20 protein-coding genes are annotated in these 19,007 nt (G+C 55.4%); 3 read left to right on the top strand and 17 right to left on the bottom strand.

The window, feature by feature from the left end; translation table 11 throughout:
* Positions 1-154: 154 nt before the first annotated feature.
* The gene (locus ACNKH6_RS05560) at positions 155-592 is read right to left on the bottom strand and encodes an Hsp20/alpha crystallin family protein (protein ID WP_417914557.1); all 438 of its coding nucleotides are present in this window, start codon (positions 590-592) and stop codon (positions 155-157) included.
* A gap of 384 nt (positions 593-976) precedes the next feature.
* Between ACNKH6_RS05560 and ACNKH6_RS05565 the strand changes: the two genes are divergently transcribed.
* Positions 977-1,222 (top strand): hypothetical protein, encoded by a 246-nt coding sequence (locus tag ACNKH6_RS05565; RefSeq protein WP_417914558.1) that lies wholly within the window; start codon positions 977-979, stop codon positions 1,220-1,222.
* 33 nt (positions 1,223-1,255) lie between these two features.
* Positions 1,256-1,732, top strand: coding sequence for an IS1 family transposase (locus tag ACNKH6_RS05570; protein WP_417914559.1), 477 nt, complete (start codon positions 1,256-1,258; stop codon positions 1,730-1,732).
* Between the two features lie 124 nt (positions 1,733-1,856).
* Here the strand turns inward: ACNKH6_RS05570 and ACNKH6_RS05575 are convergent, their stop codons facing one another.
* Complete coding sequence (locus ACNKH6_RS05575) at positions 1,857-2,657, bottom strand: hypothetical protein (RefSeq protein WP_417914560.1); 801 nt, start codon at positions 2,655-2,657, stop codon at positions 1,857-1,859.
* 230 nt (positions 2,658-2,887) lie between these two features.
* Here ACNKH6_RS05575 and lon point away from each other — a divergent pair, with 230 nt between their 5' ends.
* A complete protein-coding gene (lon, locus tag ACNKH6_RS05580) occupies positions 2,888-5,272 on the top strand; it encodes an endopeptidase La (RefSeq protein WP_417914610.1) in 2,385 nt (794 codons plus the stop codon).
* A 63-nt stretch (positions 5,273-5,335) separates the two neighbouring features.
* Here lon and recN read toward each other — a convergent pair whose 3' ends face one another.
* The 15 genes from recN to ACNKH6_RS05655 all read right to left on the bottom strand — a co-directional run bounded on the left by recN (position 5,336) and on the right by ACNKH6_RS05655 (position 18,959).
* Entirely contained in the window at positions 5,336-7,006 is a 1,671-nt protein-coding gene (gene recN / locus ACNKH6_RS05585) for a DNA repair protein RecN (RefSeq protein WP_417914561.1), read from the bottom strand.
* A 141-nt stretch (positions 7,007-7,147) separates the two neighbouring features.
* Positions 7,148-8,548, bottom strand: a complete 1,401-nt coding sequence (locus ACNKH6_RS05590) for a sensor histidine kinase (RefSeq protein ID WP_417914562.1) — start codon at positions 8,546-8,548, stop codon at positions 7,148-7,150.
* Positions 8,549-9,223: a response regulator transcription factor gene (locus ACNKH6_RS05595; RefSeq protein WP_417914563.1), complete on the bottom strand. Its 675-nt coding sequence runs from the start codon at positions 9,221-9,223 to the stop codon at positions 8,549-8,551.
* A gap of 15 nt (positions 9,224-9,238) precedes the next feature.
* Positions 9,239-9,823 carry a cytochrome b/b6 domain-containing protein gene (locus tag ACNKH6_RS05600; RefSeq protein ID WP_417914564.1) on the bottom strand — a complete coding sequence of 195 codons (585 nt, stop codon included), beginning with the start codon at positions 9,821-9,823 and terminating at the stop codon, positions 9,239-9,241.
* Positions 9,820-10,200: a hypothetical protein gene (locus ACNKH6_RS05605; protein WP_417914565.1), complete on the bottom strand. Its 381-nt coding sequence runs from the start codon at positions 10,198-10,200 to the stop codon at positions 9,820-9,822. Before ACNKH6_RS05605 ends, ACNKH6_RS05600 begins: the two co-directional genes overlap by 4 nt.
* A 62-nt stretch (positions 10,201-10,262) precedes the next feature.
* Positions 10,263-10,955, bottom strand: a complete 693-nt coding sequence (locus tag ACNKH6_RS05610; protein WP_417914566.1) for a DUF5666 domain-containing protein — start codon at positions 10,953-10,955, stop codon at positions 10,263-10,265.
* A 111-nt stretch (positions 10,956-11,066) separates the two neighbouring features.
* Positions 11,067-11,378, bottom strand: coding sequence for a DUF5666 domain-containing protein (locus tag ACNKH6_RS05615; protein ID WP_417914567.1), 312 nt, complete (start codon positions 11,376-11,378; stop codon positions 11,067-11,069).
* 185 nt (positions 11,379-11,563) lie between these two features.
* Positions 11,564-11,920, bottom strand: a complete 357-nt coding sequence (locus tag ACNKH6_RS05620; protein WP_417914568.1) for a hypothetical protein — start codon at positions 11,918-11,920, stop codon at positions 11,564-11,566.
* A 496-nt stretch (positions 11,921-12,416) separates the two neighbouring features.
* Positions 12,417-12,650: a hypothetical protein gene (locus ACNKH6_RS05625; RefSeq protein WP_417914569.1), complete on the bottom strand. Its 234-nt coding sequence runs from the start codon at positions 12,648-12,650 to the stop codon at positions 12,417-12,419.
* Between the two features lies 1 nt (position 12,651).
* Complete coding sequence (locus tag ACNKH6_RS05630) at positions 12,652-12,906, bottom strand: YkvA family protein (RefSeq protein WP_417914570.1); 255 nt, start codon at positions 12,904-12,906, stop codon at positions 12,652-12,654.
* Positions 12,906-13,706 carry an enoyl-ACP reductase FabI gene (locus ACNKH6_RS05635; protein ID WP_417914571.1) on the bottom strand — a complete coding sequence of 267 codons (801 nt, stop codon included), beginning with the start codon at positions 13,704-13,706 and terminating at the stop codon, positions 12,906-12,908. The genes ACNKH6_RS05630 and ACNKH6_RS05635 overlap by 1 nt, the downstream gene beginning before the upstream one ends.
* Positions 13,706-14,140, bottom strand: coding sequence for a 3-hydroxyacyl-ACP dehydratase FabZ family protein (locus tag ACNKH6_RS05640; protein ID WP_417914572.1), 435 nt, complete (start codon positions 14,138-14,140; stop codon positions 13,706-13,708). Before ACNKH6_RS05640 ends, ACNKH6_RS05635 begins: the two co-directional genes overlap by 1 nt.
* Positions 14,141-14,228: 88 nt before the next feature.
* A complete protein-coding gene (locus ACNKH6_RS05645; RefSeq protein WP_417914573.1) occupies positions 14,229-14,546 on the bottom strand; it encodes a two-CW domain-containing protein in 318 nt (105 codons plus the stop codon).
* A 185-nt stretch (positions 14,547-14,731) separates the two neighbouring features.
* Positions 14,732-15,928 (bottom strand): ABC transporter substrate-binding protein, encoded by a 1,197-nt coding sequence (locus tag ACNKH6_RS05650; protein WP_417914574.1) that lies wholly within the window; start codon positions 15,926-15,928, stop codon positions 14,732-14,734.
* Between the two features lie 19 nt (positions 15,929-15,947).
* On the bottom strand, positions 15,948-18,959 hold the full coding sequence (locus ACNKH6_RS05655) for a methyl-accepting chemotaxis protein (RefSeq protein ID WP_417914575.1): 3,012 nt from the start codon (positions 18,957-18,959) through the stop codon (positions 15,948-15,950).
* Positions 18,960-19,007 lie beyond the last annotated feature (48 nt).

Below are 19,007 nucleotides of genomic sequence, written 5' to 3' on the forward strand. Positions count from 1 at the left end.
TTGAAAGAAGGTGCTGCCGCTTGCTGAAATAGTACGGGCAGCGCGGCGGTTTGGCAATATTTAGTACGGCAGGTTCGGGCAAAAAAATGCCCCGGACAGCGTCAGGCACTGTCCGGGGCGCAGCGGCATCCTTTTCTGCCGGAAGCCCGATGTGTCAGCTCACCTTCACCTCAATCTGCTTCGGCTTGGCCTTTTCTTGTTTGGGAATGGCCAAATTCAGGATGCCGTTTTTGTAGGCCGCCTCAACCTTCTCAATATCCACATCCTGCGGCAGGGTGAAGCTGCGGACAAAGGAGCCGTATGCGCATTCAACCCGATGGCGTTTGTCGTCCTTGCTCTCAATCTTTTTCTCGCCTTTGATGGTCAGCACGCCATTGTTGATATGCACCTTCACATCATCCTTCTCAACGCCAGGAAGTTCTGTTCTCACCACGAAACTGTGGTCATTTTCAAGAATGTCCACAGTCGGCATCCAGTCGCCAGCTTCCATTTCCCTGATCTCGCCAGAAGATCCAAGTTTTTTTGCCGATTTGCTGTATCTGTCCAGCAGTGCTTCCATCTCGCGGAACGGATCCCATACTGACAGGCTCATAATGTCCTCCTATCGCATTGTTGCAGAATTTGCTGCACTCAGCAGTGTCAGCAGCGTTCTTTCCTTTTGACTGAGACAGTAAACATCCTGCCGCTTCTGTCAAGCCCCTTCGACCGCATCTATCTATTTTTTGGTGATGGTGAATTATGAGTGATAAAGCTGAAGATTCTTAGAACGGCATTGAATTTATTAGGAGTTACGCAGTTGAATTTGCAACTCGTTGATTTTGTTCAACTGGCAGCTCGCGTAGCTGAAATGTAACTTACTGTAATTATTTAACTTCATATTTCAACTGCGTAACTCCTATTTATTATGAAAATAATTTAATATCTGAAAGGCTCAGTCTTGCTTTGATGTCCGGTGCCAGTTTTCCGCAAGGAGCGGATGCGGGCTGAAATCATTTTTATATTTTTTGAAATTATAGAAAAGAAAGCTGTTCAATGCCAAAAATGCCGCTCCTTGAATATTGTCAGAAACTTTTCCATGGCAAATGGAAAGAAGAAATTTTTATGCAAGGAACGCCCGCGTCAATTTGTTGAAAATCAAGAAAGAAGAAGAATTACTGATGCGGAATGGCTGACAGTTGACAGGCTTCTTCTTGAAAAATATCCATGGCAGGAATTGCAATAGCAGTCTCAATTTCAAAAAGATGGCTTCAGGAATATGTTGAAAAAACGCGATGAAGTCAAAAAGAAGACTTTTCATGTGTCAAGAGAAGGAAAAATATTCATAGAGGCCGACGAAATGTGGACGTTTGCCGGAAGCAGGGAGAACGGCACATGGATATGGCTTGCTACAGGGAGGAGAACAGGTCTTGCAGCCGGATGTCATGTCGGAAAAAGAGATGATGCGGGATCTGCCGCCCTGCGGGACTCCCTTTCTGAAGACTGCAAAAAGAACGGAATATTTTTTACGGACGGCCTGGCATCTTACGCAAAAGCATTTCCGGCTGACAGGCGCAGAATTGTCGGCAAAGGAAGCGGAAAAACAAGTCATGTCGAAAGGCTCAATTTAATATTCAGGCAACGATTGTCGGCATTATCCAGGAAGGAATTATCGTTCTCAAGAATCATGGAGAACTTAACTGCATCTATCTGGATATTTATTTGTAATCATAATGAGCGTATTTTATTTCATTGATCACTCACGGTTCACCATTACCCAAGATGGAGACTGCCATTTTTCAAACTATCTAAAAATTTAAATGCTATACGGGTCGAATTGATACCGAGTTACACATTAGGTAGCCAAAGCGATATTTTTGTCACCCCAGCACAGATTTTGCCGAATGATACCCCGACGGCGCGGTGGTGTTGGGCAGGAGCAGGCTGTCTGAGCCGAGCAGGGTGCCGGGGTTGGTGACGGAATTGCAGCCGGTTTGCACGCGGTCGCCGAGAATGGCCCCAAATTTGCGCAGGCCGCTGTCAATCGGGCCGTCCGGCGTTTTTATCTGCACGTTGCCGGGCAGAAAGCGGAGGTTGGCGAATTTGGTGCCTGCGCCGAGATTGGCCGCGCCGCCAAGGATGGAGTCGCCGAGATAAGCGAAATGCCCGGCCTTCGCGTCGTTGAAGAAAATCGAATGTTTGACCTCAGTGGCATGGCCGACCACGCAGCGGCTGCCGGTCAGACAGTAGCCGCGCACATAGGTGCCTTGCCGCACTTCGGTGCAGTCGCCGAAGACCGCTGGCTCCTTGATCAGCGCGCCGGATTCGATCAGCACGCCTTTGCCGAGCAGAATGCGGCTGCCCATGAACACCGCCCCAGCCATGAGCACCGAAGCTCCAGTCAGCTCCTGACCGGCGCGGCTGACCCGCAGCTTGCCCTTGTTGGTGTCGCCGTACACAATCTCGCAGCCTTCGGTGGTCTGCAATTTGCCCTCATGAAAAATCAGAGGGCAGGGCAGCGGCACGCCATCCTGAAGGCGTTCGTGGCGGAACTGGCTGTAGTTCAGCCCGTTCATGTAGCCTTTTAGCTGCTTCAGCGCGGCCCAGACCGGCTCATTTTCGGCAAACAGGGCGCGATGGGCGAAATCGCTCAGGTCAAAAAAAGAAGAGGCGGAAAACATGCGTCACATTGGGCTGAAAGGGACAGAAAAAAGCCATGCGGGGCACCGGATGCAGTTTTTTTGCGCCCGGAAGCGTCCCCCGCTTGACTTACTATAAGGTTATGTTTAAGTTCTTTCAACCATTGATGCGGCAGACCGCTGCGCTTCTGTTGGCCGCAGGCGGCAATTTGCCGACAAGTTCCTGATCTCAGGAGGAAAAATTGCAGAGCGACGATTCACTGTCCAGCAGCATGGACGATTTTGCGGACAGCGTTCAGGACACCGACATTCCCGAAGAGCTGCCGATGATGGCGGTGCGGGATGTGGTGGTCTTCAACTACATGATCCTGCCGCTCTTTGTCGGACGGCCCAGCTCCGTCTCAGCCGTGAACGAAGCCATGAGCGGCGGCAAACTGCTGATGCTCGTCACCCAGAAAGAGGTTTCCAGCGACAAGCCGGAGCCGGACGACCTCTACGAGGTGGGCATGGTGGTGCAGATCATGCGCACCCTCAAGCTGCCCGACGGCAGGCTGAAAGTGCTGGTGCAGGCTCTGTCCAAGGCCAAAATCACCGACTACAAGCAGAAGGAGCCGCATTTCCGCGTCGGCATCACCTTGGTTGAGGAGGATGAAGCCGACGGGACGGAGATCACGGTGGAGATTGAGGCCCTGATGCGCTTGGTGCGTGAGCAGACTGAGAAAATCATGTCGCTGCGCGGCGCGCTGTCTGCCGATTTGATGGGGGTCATCAACAGCATCGAGGAGCCGGGCCGTCTGGCTGATTTGGTTGGTTCCAATCTCCGCCTGAAGATCGCCGAGTCGCAGAAAATACTGGAGACGGTTGATCCGCTGGAGCGGCTGCGCCTGGTGGCCAATCTGCTCAATAAAGAGCTGGAAGTGGCGGCTGTGCAGGCCAAGATTCAGTCCGACGCGCGGGAGGAGATGTCGAAGTCGCAGCGGGAGTATTATCTGCGCGAGCAGATGCAGGCTCTGAAAAAAGAGCTGGGCGACGACGACTCCTACACCGAGGACATCGAGGAGCTGCAAAAGAAAATCTCCAAGAAAAAGCTGCCCAAGCACGCCCGCAAAGAGGCGTTGAAGGAGCTGAAACGCTTGGAGATGATGCACCCCGACGCTTCCGAGGCCAACATCATCCGCACCTACATCGAGTGGATTATTGATCTGCCGTGGAAGAAGTCTTCGACCGATCTGCTCGACTTGATCAAGGCAGCCAAAGTGCTGGATGAAGACCACTTCGGCTTGGAGAAAGTCAAGGAGCGCATTCTTGAGTTCCTCGCTGTGCGCAAGCTGAACACCGAGACCAAAGGACCGATCCTCTGCTTTGTCGGCCCGCCGGGCGTGGGCAAGACCTCTTTGGGCAAGGCTGTGGCGCGGGCGATGGGCCGCAAGTTCTACCGGCTTTCGCTCGGTGGAATGCGCGACGAGGCTGAAATTCGCGGCCACCGCCGCACCTACATCGGCGCAATGCCGGGCCGCATCTTGCAAGGACTGAAGAGCGCGGGCACCTGCAATCCAGTCTTCATGATGGACGAGATCGACAAGATCGGCTCCGACTACCGGGGCGATCCCTCCTCGGCCCTGCTCGAAGTCCTCGACCCGGAGCAGAACAACACGTTCTCCGATCATTACATGAACATGCCCTTTGATCTCTCCAAGGTCATGTTCATCACCACGGCCAACCGCACCGACACCATCCCCGGCCCGCTGATGGACCGGATGGAAGTGATTGAAATCGCGGGCTACACGCAGGAAGAGAAAAAGGCCATCGCCCGCACCTACCTCCTGCCGCGTCAGGCCAAGGAGAACGGCATCAAGCTCAGTCAGGTCAAGATGGACGACAGCATCATTGACCTGATCATCAGCAGCTACACCGAGGAAGCCGGTGTCCGCAATCTGGAGCGCGAGCTGGGACGCATCTGCCGCAAGCTGGCCCGCAAGATCGCTGAGGGCGGCAAAGGGCCGTACTCCATCTCCAAAAACACGGTGGAGAAGTATCTCGGCCCGCCGAAGTATCTGCCCGACGCGGAACTGGACACCTTGGCCCAGCCGGGCTTGGCGGTCGGCCTAGCTTGGACTTCCGTAGGCGGCGCGCTGCTGCACATTGAGACTTCGATTGTGCCGGGCAAGGGCGGTTTGATGCTCACCGGCAAACTGGGCGATGTGATGAAGGAGTCGGCACAGGCGGCCCTGACCTACTGCCGCAGCCGCAGCGGCGAGCTGGGCGTGGAGAAAGGCTACTTCGAGTCGCGGGACATCCACATTCACGTCCCTGCCGGAGCCATTCCCAAGGACGGGCCGTCCGCAGGCATCACCATGACCGTGGCCCTCTGTTCAGCCATCACCGAAAAGAAGGTGAGCAAGGGCATCGCCATGACCGGCGAAGTGACTCTGCGTGGCCGCGTCCTGCCCATCGGCGGGCTAAAGGAAAAAGCACTTGCCGCGCTGCGGGCGGGCATCACCAAGGTGATCATCCCCAAGGACAACGAGAAGGACTTGGTGGAAATCCCGGAGGAAATGCGGAGCAAGCTCACCTTCTACCCGGTCAGCCACATGGACGAGGTGCTTCAGCTCACCCTGGGCAGCGGCTTCAAAATGCCGGAGAAGAAGGAAGCATAAGAAGTTTTTCTGCTCACTGCCCCTCGTCCTTTCCCATTTGCAGGAAAGGGCGGGGTTTGTTTTTTATGGCCTGCCGCGCCGCTCCAGCAGCTCTTTGGCCAAGGCAAGGGCTTGGGTGGTGGGGCAGTCGCCGCCGAGCATTCTGGCCAGCTCCGCTTCACGCTCCGGCCACGAGAGGCTGCGGATGGCGGTGCGTGTGCGGCTGCTGGCAACTGTTTTCTCGACAAAAAAATGCGCGTCCCCGCAGGCGGCGATCTGCGGCAGATGGGTGATGCAGAACACCTGATGATGCCCGGCCAGCTCGCTGATTTTGCGGGCCACCGCGCTCGCCGCCTCGCCGCCGATGCCTGCGTCAATTTCATCCAAAATAACAGTCTCGACCTGGTCTTGACGAGCGAACAGGCATTTCATCGCCAGCATCAGGCGCGACAATTCACCGCCGGAAACCACCTCGGTCAGCGGTTTGAGCGGCTCGCCCGGATTGGCTGAAAATAAAAATTCCACTTTATCCCAGCCAGTTGCGGCAAGATGATTTTCGTCCGCTGTCACTGCCGCTTCAAAAAAAGCCTGCTTGAAACTAAGCGAGGCCAGCTCGTCGCGCATGGCCTGAGACAATTTTGCGCCAGTCTCTTTGCGCACTGCTGACAACGCCGCTGCCTGCTGCCGCAAGTCCTGCTCCACGCCGCGCAGCCCGTTTTCCAAGTCCGCAATTTTTTGCTCCAAATGGTCAAGCGCGTGCAGTTCACTGGCAATTTTTTCGGCAAAGTCGAGCACTTCGGCAATGCTTGTCCCGTATTTGCGCTGGAGCTGGCGGATCAGAGCCAGCCGCGCCGCAATTTCGTCCAGCCTCCCTTGATCACGCGGCATGGACTCCAAATAAGCCGCCAGTCCGCCTTCTAAATCTTCGGTTTCAAAACAGGCTGCGCTGATCCGTTCCGTCAGCTCCTTGAGCTGCGGGTCGAGCGCGGCGGCCTGCTCCATGTTTTTTCTGATTACGGTCAGCAGCTCGCGGACTTTGTCTTGCAGCAGGTGATGGCTTTTGCCGACCAGCTCCACCAGCGCGGCGGATGATTTGAGCAGGTCGCGCTCGTGAATCAGCCGCTCATCTTCGTCCGCTGCCAATCCGGCTTGACGGATTTCTTTAAGCTGAAAACTGAGAAAGGCCCGCCGCTGCTCTTTATCCTGCTCTTGGCTGCGCAATGCGCCAATTTGCTGAAGGAGTTTTTGCCGTTGGGCGAAAAGCTGGCTGTATTGCGTCCGCTGTTCAAGCAGTTCGCCGTAACCGTCAAGAAAATCAATATGGCTGCTGCTGCGGAGGAGCTGCTGCTGATCGTGCTGTCCGGCGATATTGACCAGCATTGCGCCGAGAGTGCTGGCAAGGCGGGCCGTGGCGAGGCGGTCGTTGACAAAAAAGCGGCTGCGGCCTTGCTCGCTGACCACGCGGCGGAGGATGCAATCATCGCCGCTGTCGAAACCGTGCGCACGCAGCAGGCTGACAATTTCCGGCTGGCGGCTGATGTCGAAGGCAGCCTCGACCGCCGCTTGGGCGCAGCCGCTGCGCACCAAGGCCGCTGAAGCCCTGCCGCCGGTGAGCAGCTGCACCGCTTGCAAAATAATGGACTTGCCCGCGCCGGTTTCGCCGGTGAAGACGATCAGTCCGGCAGGAACAGCGGAAAAATCCAGTTCCAAGCCGCTGATCAGGGCCAGATCGTTGATGCGCAGTTCCAGCAGCATGATGGATCAGCGCAGCCCGGAGCAGAAATTAGGGATGGATTCGCAAAGGATGGGCATGAGAGTTCTCCTGTCGGCATATCTTACCTTGCTTCTGGGAGAACTTCAAAGAACTTCAATTTAGAGAATGGGCTGCTGCGGATTTCATCCAGCCAGCGGCATGGTCAAGACAAACCTGCTGCCGCCGCCCGGCTGCGCCTCGGCTCTGATGCCGCCGCCATGCGCCTGCATCACCGCTTTGGCGATGCTCAGGCCCAGGCCGGTTCCTTCCGTGCCGGTTCTCGCAGTTGCGGAGCGGTAAAAACGGTCGAAAATGCGCTGCCGGTCTTCTTCGCGGATGCCCATGCCGGTGTCGCTGACCGCGATTTCCACCTCGCCGTCCCGCCGGTTCAGCTCGACCGCGACAAAGCCGCCGGGATGATTGTATTTCACGGCATTTTCAACCAAATTCAGCAGGGCCTCAGTCAGGGTGTCCTTGTCGCCCCACACGGATGCCTCCTCATGCAGATTGGCGCTGAGCAGCACATTTTTTTTCTTGGCCAGCGGGTCGGCCAGACGCATTGCATCGCTGACGCAGCTATTCAAGGAAACAGGCTGAAATACTGACGCATCCAGCATTCCTGAGTCCAATCGGGCCAACGTCAGCAGCCCGTTGACCTGCTCCAGCATCGTCCCGGACACGGAGCGGATTTCCCGCAGACTTTCAGCATATTCCTCCGCAGCCCGCGTCCGCTGCAACGCAATGTCGCATTCAGTCCGAATCACAGCCAGCGGCGTTTTCAGCTCATGGGCGGCATCGCCGAGAAGATTTTTTTCCGCCTCAAAGGCCTGCTGGAGCCGTTGCATCAATGAATTAAATTTTTCCGCCAGTTTGCGCAGCTCCTTCGCCTGCCCGTTCTCTTGCAGCCGCTCCTCCAGATTTTTATGGCTGATGGTCTCCAAGGCTTGGGAAAATTTCTGCAACGGGCGCAGGGAAATTTCCGCAATGATCAGGCTGGTCAGGGCGATCAGGAAAACCATCACCGGCATGACGATGAAAAAATATTTCGTCAGCCGGTCAACCATTTGCAAATTCGCCTTCATGTCCTCAGCGACAACAAGGGTGATCAGCTTGCCTAAAAACATATATTCATGCCGGAGCACCCGGAGCGGCTCGCTGTCCGGGCCAGTTGTGACATACACCCATTCTCTGAGCTTGGTGTTGTGGGCAATTGGCTGTCCGGGGGTAAGGTCAAAGTTGCTGTCCACCAGCGAATGCGATGCTGTATTGAGTTTTCCGTCAACAAAGACCTTGTAATAATGGCCGGAATCTGGCTGTGTATAATCGCCCTTGATGAATTCCTCGGCCTCACATAAGATAGTGACGCTGTCATGCGAATGCACTAATCCTTTGACAAATTGCATATTGGCATGGAGCGTTTTATCGAGCGAGTCATCTACGATATAATGCAGCTTATGATGCAGGGCGTAGCCAAAACCAGTAAACAGGATGGCGACAGAGCCGAATGTCCAGAACAGCAATCTTCCTTTGATCGAACGGAGCACTTAGTTCTCCTTCTCGATAATATATCCTTCGCCCCGGCGGGTCTGAATCAGCGGTTTTTCGCTGTCCTTGTCTATTTTTTTCCGCAGCCGGTTGATATAGACATCAATGATGTTGCTGTCGAGATCAAAATTCATGTCATAGACATGCTCGGAAAATTCCGTTCTGCTGATCACCCGGCCCGCATTCAAGGCAAGATATTCCAGAATGGTGTATTCCTTGGCCGAGAGCTGAATGGGAATACCTTGCCGGGAGACGCTTTTGGCGTTCAAATCAATGCTCAAGTCGGCAATGCAGAGCTGCGAGGCGGGCTGGCCCTTGCTGCGCCGCACCACTGCGGTCAGACGGGCGAGCAGTTCTCCAAAATCAAAGGGCTTGGCAAGGTAGTCGTCCGCGCCGGTGTTCAGCCCTTTGACCCTGCTTTCCACCTCGCCTCGGGCCGTAAGCATGATGACCGGAGTCTGAATTTCGCGCTCCCGCAGCTTGCGCAGCACGGTGAAGCCGTCCATTTTCGGCATCATCACATCTAAGATGATCGCATCATAGGGAGAAATTTCCGCCTGATACAGTCCGTCTTCGCCGTCATGACTGAGATCAACGACAAAGGAATGCTCTTCCAGCCCTTTTTTGAGGAGATTGGCCAGCCGTTTCTCATCTTCAACAATCAGAACTCGCATCAGCCCGGCTCCTGCTTATTCAGCCCCGCTCTTTTTCAAAAAAAACATCTCCTTCCAAACATGATGGCCGCTCACAGTGTGGGCGATGACCGCGCCGACATGGAGGGCGAGATAAACCCAGATCAAGGCGGTGCCGACTTCATGCGCCTCTTTGATGGCGTGCATGGGGCCATGCGCCTTGGCTCCCCGCTCCATGAAGACATACATCAGCGTGCCAGTGGCCGCCAGCCAAGAAAAGACCATCAGGCCGAAGAATTCCACCAGCCCGGCCAAACCTTGCCGCCGCTTGTGTTCTGGCAGCTTGAAGCGGAGCAAACCGGCGATATCTCTGCCAGTCTGCTTGAGGCGGCTGGGTGTGAGCGGAAACCAAGTGGTCAGGCGCGAGCCTCGCGGGCCGAGCAGACCGTACAGGAAATAACAGCAAAGAGCGGCGAACACGGTCAGGCCGACCTTGCCATGCAGCAGAAAACCTGCATGTTCGATTTTTTTGTAATCATCCGCGCCATCGCCGGTGGCTAAGGCGGCGACAGCCAAGGCGATCATAGTCAGATGCCAAAGCCGGACCGGCGTGCCCAATGGGGCTGTGTTCTCGGTGCTCATTTTTTGTCCTCCTCCTTTGTTTTTTGGGGACTGCCAGTTGTAACTGCAATCGCAACCGCCATAAAATCAATGCCTCGGAGCAGACCTCGAACTTCAACCACAGCCCCGGCAGCAATTTTGCCCTTTTCCTCATTGATCGTTGTCATCGGCGTGACCAGAACTAATCGCTGGTCAATAACCCATGTGCCAGACGTGCCGCCTTCAGGCAGCTTGCTGATCGTGCCGGTGAATTTGTATTCCGGCTCCTGCTCGTAGCCTGAGCCAGGCTGATAAAAATGCGGACGAGGCTTGCTCTCCTCTTCAGCCCGCGCATTCCCGGCGGTAAAAACAAGGACGGCTGCCAGCAGGAGGAAGATGGTGCGTGTCGGGGTGCTCATGAGAAACTGCTCCGGGATGTCCTGCCGGAGCATTCCTGCCCCGGCAGTTTTGCGGGAAACAATCAGCGGATGGCGCGGGCTTTGACTTCAATCTCGTGGGCGATGAAAGGAATGCCGCCGCTGCCTTTCACCTCAACCTGCGCACCAAGAGCTAACTGGCCGTTCTGCTGTTTGATGATTGTGCGGTCGGTGATGACGACATCTTTGCCGCCGATTTTCCACATGCCGAACAGGAGGCTGCCCTGCGGCATCGCCTCAACTGACCCGCTGAACGGAATCAGCGCGGCTCCAGGCATTGCCGATGCTGGAGGCGACATTGGCGGATTTGCCGGGACCCCACCGCCGATTACGGGTGGCGGCATTGGCCGAGAGAAACCTGCCGGAGGCGGCCCCATCATAGCTCTGCCGCTGCCTTTCACCTCAACTTCATAGGCCATGAAGGGGTTGCCGCCGCCTTTCACCTCAACCTGCGCGCCGATGCCAAGTCTGCCGTACTCTTCTTTAATGAAGGTGCGTTCCGTGACAACGACCTCTCTGCCGTTGACGCGCCATGTCCCAAACACACCACCGGCTGGCATAGCCTCAACCACGCCATACAATTTGCCTTCGTAATAGCCGCCGCCGTATCCGCCGCCATAGTACCCTCTGCCGCCATATTCGCCGCGCTCGTAATATTCATCCCCGCTGGCTTGAGCACTGGCGGCTAAGAATGAACCAGACAAAAGAACTGCCAAAGCAAAAACTGCGCGTTTCATGATGATCTCCTTTTTTTAGAGCATCTGATTTGAATGCTGCTCATCTATTTTTTTTATTATGCCAAAGGCGAGATGAACAGAAAATGAAAACTGCTTCTTTTTGCAAAGACCTCAGCGGCGACGACCTTTCACTTCAATCTCTTGCGCATCAAAGTTGTTTCCAGATGGATATCCTTCTACTTTGACATAGGCACCAACTTCAATCCTGCCGCGTTTTTCTTTGATCTCTGTGCGATTTGAAACAACAATCTGTCGTCCATTCACTCGCCAGATGCCGTCAAGGCTGTTCTGCGGCAGAGCATCAATCACGCCGTAGAATTCTGCGTTGCCATATTCATAGCGTTCATCGTCATCACTTGCTGATGCTGCTCCAGCGGCGAGAATTATTCCACATGCCGCCATGAGAAATACGAGCCTTTTCACGTCCTCCTCCTTTGGAGTGTAATAAACATTGTTCAGGCGGCTTGATTCTTCATGTCCCCAAAACCCGACAATGTAGCACAAGTTCATATACAAAAAAAATCAGCCAAGGGCAAGAGAAATCTTAGCTGTTTTGTGCCGGCCCGCAGCGTCAAGATCAGGGGAAACTGCGGGCGGTCTGCTCCACATCAACGATGTCCCCAGTATCCCCCGCGATACTCGTAGCTGTCGTCACCATAACCGTATCGGCCAGAATATTCATAGGCTTCACGGCCATAGTAGGGCACAGGGGCACCATAGGACACATTGGCGGGCGGATAAACAGTCGCCGGAGCTGTCGGCACCACATTGCCATAGACCGGCGGGGGCACGATCATTCGGGCGCGGCCATATTCATATGCGTCATCGTTGTACATGTAACCGCCGCCATAGCCGTAGCCGCCATGCTCATACGCTTCATCACCACCGCTGGCGAATGCTGAACCAGAAATCATCAAACCGAAAACTACGCCGCCGATCAGTCCTGCCAGAGTCCGTTTCATCATTATCTCCTTGTGCTGTTGTTCTTTCTGCTGCCTGAGCACCATGCTCGCGTTCCTTATATTCTCATAATACCAAGCGCAGTATGAACGAAAGATGAAAGGCGATATTTTTTTTGGGCGGCTGTATTTTTTGCTTGGACGGGCAAAAAAAGAAAAAGGACGGAACCGGCGAGGTTCCGTCCTTTGCTGAGGACATATCAGAGTTGCAGCAGAAGTGAGGATGCGTGACTCTCCGTATCAATGGTCTAAGTATCCTCTGTGATTCTTCATAGATTATCAGTCATCATGCCGCCCATGATGGCCCCTTACATAACGTTCGTGCCGTTCATGGCTCTTATAGTACGGACGAGTACGATAGCTGCTTGAATACGGAGACGTGGCGTGCCGTTCCCTGTGGCTGCTAAAAGGGACAATCACACGCCGTTCATAACGATGATGACTGTGATTGGAGTGCCTTAACACACTGCTTCTTGGATGAACATTGCGGTATTCGTGCCGCTCATGCCGATAGCTGCTTGCGTTCGCCAAACCGGAAACCATCAAGCCGAAGACCATGCCGCCGATCAATCCTGCAACAGCCAATTTCATTATTATCTCCTTGTTCTATTGTTCTCTTAACCACCCCAAGCATCACAACCCCTTTTTTTACACCTTTATAATACCAAACGCAAGATGAACGAAAAATGACAGGTGCTTTTTTTGAGCCAGCCTTTCCCGAAGACAGCAGCTTCATTTTACTTTGAATCCTCTCCATCCGTCTCAAATCCGCCTGCCCACGAAATCAAGAGCGCGGCCAAGGCGAAATCATCCAGCACGCCGATGACCGGCAGCCATTCGGGAATGATGTCCCACGGCGAGATGATGTAGAGCAGCCCGATGCCAAGGATCAGCTTGACATGGCGCGGCGTGTTTTTCGCCCGGAACACCGCCCAAGCGTGTTTTGCCATCAAAATGGCGCGAGTGAAAGGATTCAGCTGCTTCGTCGCCATCAGCGCACCGCTTTAGCAATAATTTCTTTGTCGAAATAATTGAAGCTCATGCCTGCGTCCACGACGATGGTCTGGCCGTTGATGCCGGATGAGCGCGGCGAAAGCAGAAAAGCGGCTGCGTCGGCGACTTCTTCTGTGCGCAAAGCCTGCTTTCTCGGAATGACCTGCTCGGCGAAGATATAGGAATCCACATAGCCGGGAATACCTGCTGAAGCCGATGTCTTGAGCAAACTGGCCCCGACCGCATTGAAGCGCACCCGCGAGAAAGCGGAGAAGGATTTGGCGAGAAAACAGAGCGAGGAATCCAAGGCCGCCTTGACCGGAGCCATGTAGCCGTAATTTTCCGAAGCCATGCGGGTGGTGGAGATGGAAATCGTCACCATCGCGCCGTCCGGGTCGAGCAGCTCTTTGAAATGCTTGGCAATGGCGATGAAGGAAAAGCAGGAGATGTCAACGGCCTGAAGGAAATCCTTTTTCACCGTGGCGTGAAAAGGCTGCATTCCTTCGGAATAATTGGCAAAGGCGATGGCGTGAACAATGCCCGCGATTGGCCCGCCAATCTTCGCGGCGATTTCATCCCGTACCCGGACAATGTTCGCCTCATCCTCCACATCGCAGCAGAACACCGGGCTGGCCGGAAAGAGCTTGCGGCAGGCAGCGGCCCGCTCTTCGCTGCGCACCACGTGAATCACTTCCGCCCCGGCTTCGAGCAGCACCTTGCCGATGGCGCAGGCCACGGATTTCTTGTTCGCCAAGCCGAAGATGACGACTTTTTTACCTGCCAGCTTGAGAAAATCCATCACGCCTCCTTTTTCAAAGCGCAGGCGAATTCCACCTGCACCGCTGTCTTGCCGCCCACTTGCACGCTGCCTTTGAGAAACCAAGCCGGGCCAACCTGCTCCTGCAAGCTGGCGGCAATTTCAATGGTGTCGCCTGGCCGCACCTCGCGTTTGAACTTCGCGCCGAGAATGCGGGTCAGCACCGGCACGCCGTTTATTTCCTCCCTGCCGCGCATGGTCTCGGCGATCAGCAATGCGCCAGCCTGAAAGACCGCCTCGCAGAGCAGCACGCCGGGCATGATCGGATAGGCAGGGTAATGCCCCTTGAAGATGTCCAGTTCAGCGGGAACGGTGGTTTCCGCCCGGATTGCGCTGTCGGTCAGCTCCAGCACCCGGTCCAGCCACAGGAAGGGCGGGCGGTGCGGAATCCGCTCCATGATGAAATTGCGGTCCATTTGCAGTTATTAAATATTTTTCAAAATAAAAAGACCGGGGCATTGGCGCAGCTCCCGGTCTTGTCCGTCTGATTCGTCGTCCCTGCTTTCAGCCCCTGCTTTTCATCTCCTTGAGGATCACCATGCCGACTTTAAAATTCGGCTCCTCCTCTTTTTTCACCCTGCTGTAGAAATCGCAATTCTGGCAGTCGCTGCAAAATTTCTGCATGTACGAACCTTGCTGCACATCCGGCCCTTTGCACTGGGTTCCAGCAATGACCCAGCAGCAGCGGCCTCCGTTTTTGCCGCCATGAATGCCGTCCGCACGGTTCTCCGCCGCAGCGGCGCAGATGCCGCCTTCATGGATTTTAGCCCCGCCCGGCCCGCGCTCGCATTGTTTCGCATCCCAGCAATTCTGCTTTTCCATCGATCTCCCCGCTTTTTTTGATAGGCAAAAAAATAGACCTCTTGCATAACTGCCCCCTGTGTAGAGATGCAGCAGGGGCGAAAAATTTTTCGCCCCTGCCGCAAGCTGCGGTTTATGCAAAAAATATCTAATAAAACAGGCGCAGAGCAGCCGCCGAGGCCGTCCTGCGCCTGCACAGCTTCTGGTTACTTCTTCTCAGCTTCGGCTTTGGCCAGCTTGTCCACATAGACAAACTTGACCGTTTCGCCGCTTTTTTCCACTTTGGTCAGATACACTGCGTCCATGCCCCGGCGGTCGTCCGGCCCGAAAGAGACTTTGATGCCGCCCGCGTCATAGTCTGTCATGCCTTCCAAAGCCGTCTTGATGCTTTCCGAAGTCACCTCGCCCTTGACCGACTTCACCGCCTGATGCAGCACGCTGGCGGCAAGATACGATTCAAAGTTGAGAAAATCTATTTTGCCGTCACCCATGTCGTCTTGATATTGTTTGACTATAGGCAGTTTGGCATTCCACGGATCAGGCACAATTTGACTGATATAGACATGCTCGCTGTCATGCAGCCGCGTGGCAAGAGAAGTTGAGCCAACAAAGGAAATATTGAGCATTGGCACACTGTAGCCCATTTTGTGCCACTGATTGATGGCCAACGAGGCGGGCCGGGAGGTGGCGACTAAAATCACCGCCTCCGCGCCGCTGCCTCTGACCTGGCGGACTGCGCTGCCGACAGCCACGGTGTTGCGCTTGTAGTTCGGCACTTCTTTCCAGAACTTGTTCCAATCATCCACGGTGGCATCCGCGCCGGGGATGGGCGGCAGGGCAGGCACGATTTCAACGCCCTTGACCGCGTCAACCGCTTTCACCGCCGCCACCACGCCAGCCAGACCAAAGTCGTCGTGCTGGACAAACAGCGCGATTTTCTTGATGCCCAAATCGTCTTTCAGATGGCGCACCATGTTCTCAACTTCCGTATCATAGCTTGCCCGGAGAACAAAGGAGTAGGGATTTGCTTTAACGTCGCTGAGAAATACGGCACCAGTGCCTGCGCCGAAGAACAGCGTCTTGCTGTCATTCGCCAACGGAAGCGCGGCCTTGGCCGTCGGAGTGCCAAGATAACCGAACAGCACCTGCGTGCCGTTTTTAATGTATTCTTCGGTGTTGGCTCTGGCGCGGTCCGGCTCATAGCCGTCATCTTTGGTGGTCAGAGCAAATTCATTAGCGGCGCGTTTCTCCACATAGAGTTTTACTCCTTTGGCCATTTCCGGGCCAAGCTCGTTGAGCGAGCCGGTCAAGGCGCAGGACTGGCCGAGCTTGACCTGCGCCTGACCTTGAGTCGGCAGCAGCAGACAGCAGGCCGAGAACATGATCAGCAGCTTCTGGTTCATAGTGGTCTCCTCGTCTCGGTTACGCCTTCTTGTCTATCTTGAAGGCGGCGACGGCCTGAAGCATGTCGTCGCCCATTGTCGCCATCTCCTGCATGGAGATGGACGCGCCCATCGTCTCTTGCGCGGTTTCCACGCTGATCTCGCCGATTTTTTTCATTTTGCCTGCAAGCTGGGCGGTGGTTTCGGCCTGCTCCTTGGAGACGTTGGCCACGCCCTCAATCAGGGCGGCCACCTCGTTCGAGCGGCTGGTGATCTCCTCCAGCTTGGCCAGCGCGTTCTGCGACAGCTTGGTGCCTTGCACAACCTCCTGGATGCTCGCGTCCATACTGACACCGGCCTCGGTGATCTCGCCGAGAATGTTGCGGATCAGGGTTTCGATCTGGCGGGTGGAGACGGCGGCCCGCTCGGCGAGCCGCTGGATTTCCTCGGCAACGACCGCGAAGCCGCGTCCTTCCTCACCGGCGGCAGCAGCCTGAATCGAGGCGTTCAGGGCCAGAATTGAGGTCCGGTCAGAAATCTCGTTGATGGTGCGGGCGAAGTCGCTGATCTCCTGCGAGCTTTCGCCGAGCCGCTTGATCGCGCGGGCGGTGTTCTGCACGTTGCTGCGGATGGCCTCCATCGCGTGGCTGGTCTCACGCACCGCCGCCGCGCCGTCCTCGGCCACGTGGCTCGACTCTTTCGAGCTGCCTGCCGACTGCACCGCATGTTCCGCCGCTTTCCTGATTTCCTCGGTCAGGCTGGCGATTTTTTCAACCGCTTGGTTGATCATCTTGGCCTGGCTGTCGTTCTGATCCGCCAGCTCTCCAGTCGAGGAGCTGAGAACTTTCGCGGTGGAACCAACCTGCAAGGCCGAGTCTTTAATCCTGCGGAAAGCGCGGCCCAGGTTTTCGAGCATCAGGTTGAGCGAGTCAGCCAGCGTTCCGATCACGTCGTCGGTCACAGTGGCCCGCATGGTCAGGTCGCCGTCAGCAAGAACCGTGATCTCCTCCAGCAGACGGATGATCGAGCTGTTCAGCTTGTCGTGCTCCTCTTGGCGGGTCTGGATCAGGTTCTGAATGGTGCCGGTCATGGTGTTGAAGTCGCCAGCCAGCCGCCCCAGCTCGTCATGGCTGGTGATTTGCACCCGGTCGCTGTAATCGCCCTGCTCAACTTTACCCATGACTTTGACGATTTCGCCGACCTGCCGCGTCATGCCCCGTGCAACCAGCAAGCTGACGACCACGATCAAGGCCATCGCGACGAGCACGGTCACGCCGATAACCCGGAGCAGGTTGGTGACAGGCTTATGCACCTCGTCATAGCTCACTTCACTGACGAGCGCCCAGCTCAGGTCGTTGTATTTGAACGGCGCCCACGAGGCCAGCACTTTTTCGCCCAAGCTGTTGACGGTGATATCCGTGCCGTCGTGGCCCGCCAAGGCTTCATTCACCGCCTTGCTGTCAGCTTTGGCCTTGAGCAGGACCTTGTCCACGCCGTATTTCTTTGCGTCAACCGATTCCGACCGCAAGAGCTTGTCCGGGCCGACCAAGTACGTGTCTGCCGCCAGGATGCCGCTTGCGAACTGATGCTGCGATTTTTTTTCGAACTGACTGCGGATGCTCATCAGCTTGTTGATCTGCTCAATCGGCACCTGAAGGGCAACGATCAGACTGACCTCGCCGTTTTTGTTCAAAACCGGAGCGGCCATGAAGGCGGCGGCTTTGCCGTCAATGGGCGCATAGAAGCCGTAGTCGCTGACCTTCAGGGCTTTTTTCTCCAACACGCCGCGCACGGCATCGTTGAATTTGGAGCTGGAGTACGGACCATTCAGGATGTTGGTGAAATGATCCTTTCTTTCTTGGGCGGAGTAGAAAATATAGCCGTCCGGGTTGAGCAGGTACAGGTCAGGAAAGCCGTTTTGTTCAGCCAATTGTTTCAGATGATCAACCTGCGTCTGCTGCTCCAGATGCTTGGGGGCCATCGTCTCCTTCTGATCGGTCTCAACCATGAGCGCCCATTTCACGCCGTACATCTCAATCAAGGTGTAGGTGGACAGCACATAGTCGCCGCGATAGTTGATCGTGGCTTCTTCGCCGTTTTCGCCGGCCAGCGCATAGAGCACACTTTCGCTGTCCACGATGTAGGCCGGGTTGGCAATAGTTGATTCCTCAAAATAAACAGAGTTGGAGCGGAACATGCCGTCCGCGCCGACGAGGTACGATTCGCCGGATTCGCCGAGACCCGGAGTCTGCTTCATGATCCAGTCCAACGAGTTGTCATCCAGCTGGAACAGAAACACACCGGCGGACTGGCCGCCCACTTTGAAAGGCGTGGAGAAATAGCAGACGAGTTTGTCGGTTAAAAACGACGACCGCCCGTAGTCAATAAACGAGGTCTCCTGTTTTCCTTTCTCGAAGGCTTCCTGCTCCGGGCTTTTTTCCTGCACTGCCATGCCGGGCTTGACCGCCTCATCCGTAGAGAACAGCACCTTGCCGTCAGGACTGAGCAGGGTCAGCGAGTGAAAATCGCGCTGCTTCAGCCAGTCTTTCAGATAGGCGGCGAAATCGCTGTCTAATGCCGCCGTCCCTTTGGCAAAAACGGCAAAGTTGGCCACCTGCTCTGGGTTGCTGCCGAAGGCATGGACGTTGTTGTAACGCGTCTCAAGATATTTGGTGATCTCTTCCTTCAGCAGGTCGCGCACTGCCGCCAGCTTGACGAAGGACTCCTGCTGCAACAGGTTGATGGTGTCGGTGAGGTTGATCAGGGTTTTTTCCTGACTCGAAAAATATTCTTGCAGGGCCTCATGCTCAAACGCCAACGTCGCCTCAAGGGTTTCAAAGGACTGGTTGTTGAGGGCCGATGCGGAGTACCGGTAGCTGAACAAGGCGATGACCGCCAGCGGCACCAGAGAGATGAGCAGCAGCCAGACCAGCAGCTTGCTTCTGATGCTCCGCCGCCAGCCGCTGAACAGCCCTTTCAGGTCTGCGGCCTTCAGCCCCTTCACGCGGCTGAGAATTCTTTCCGCCGGTTTTTCTTTCGACGCATTTGCCATGTTGTCTCCTTCTTACACAGGAAAGTTGCTTGCAACGAATTTGCGCAC

Origin of the sequence: Candidatus Electronema sp. JM, assembly GCF_048287415.1 — a bacterium.
GTDB lineage: Bacteria > Desulfobacterota > Desulfobulbia > Desulfobulbales > Desulfobulbaceae > Electronema.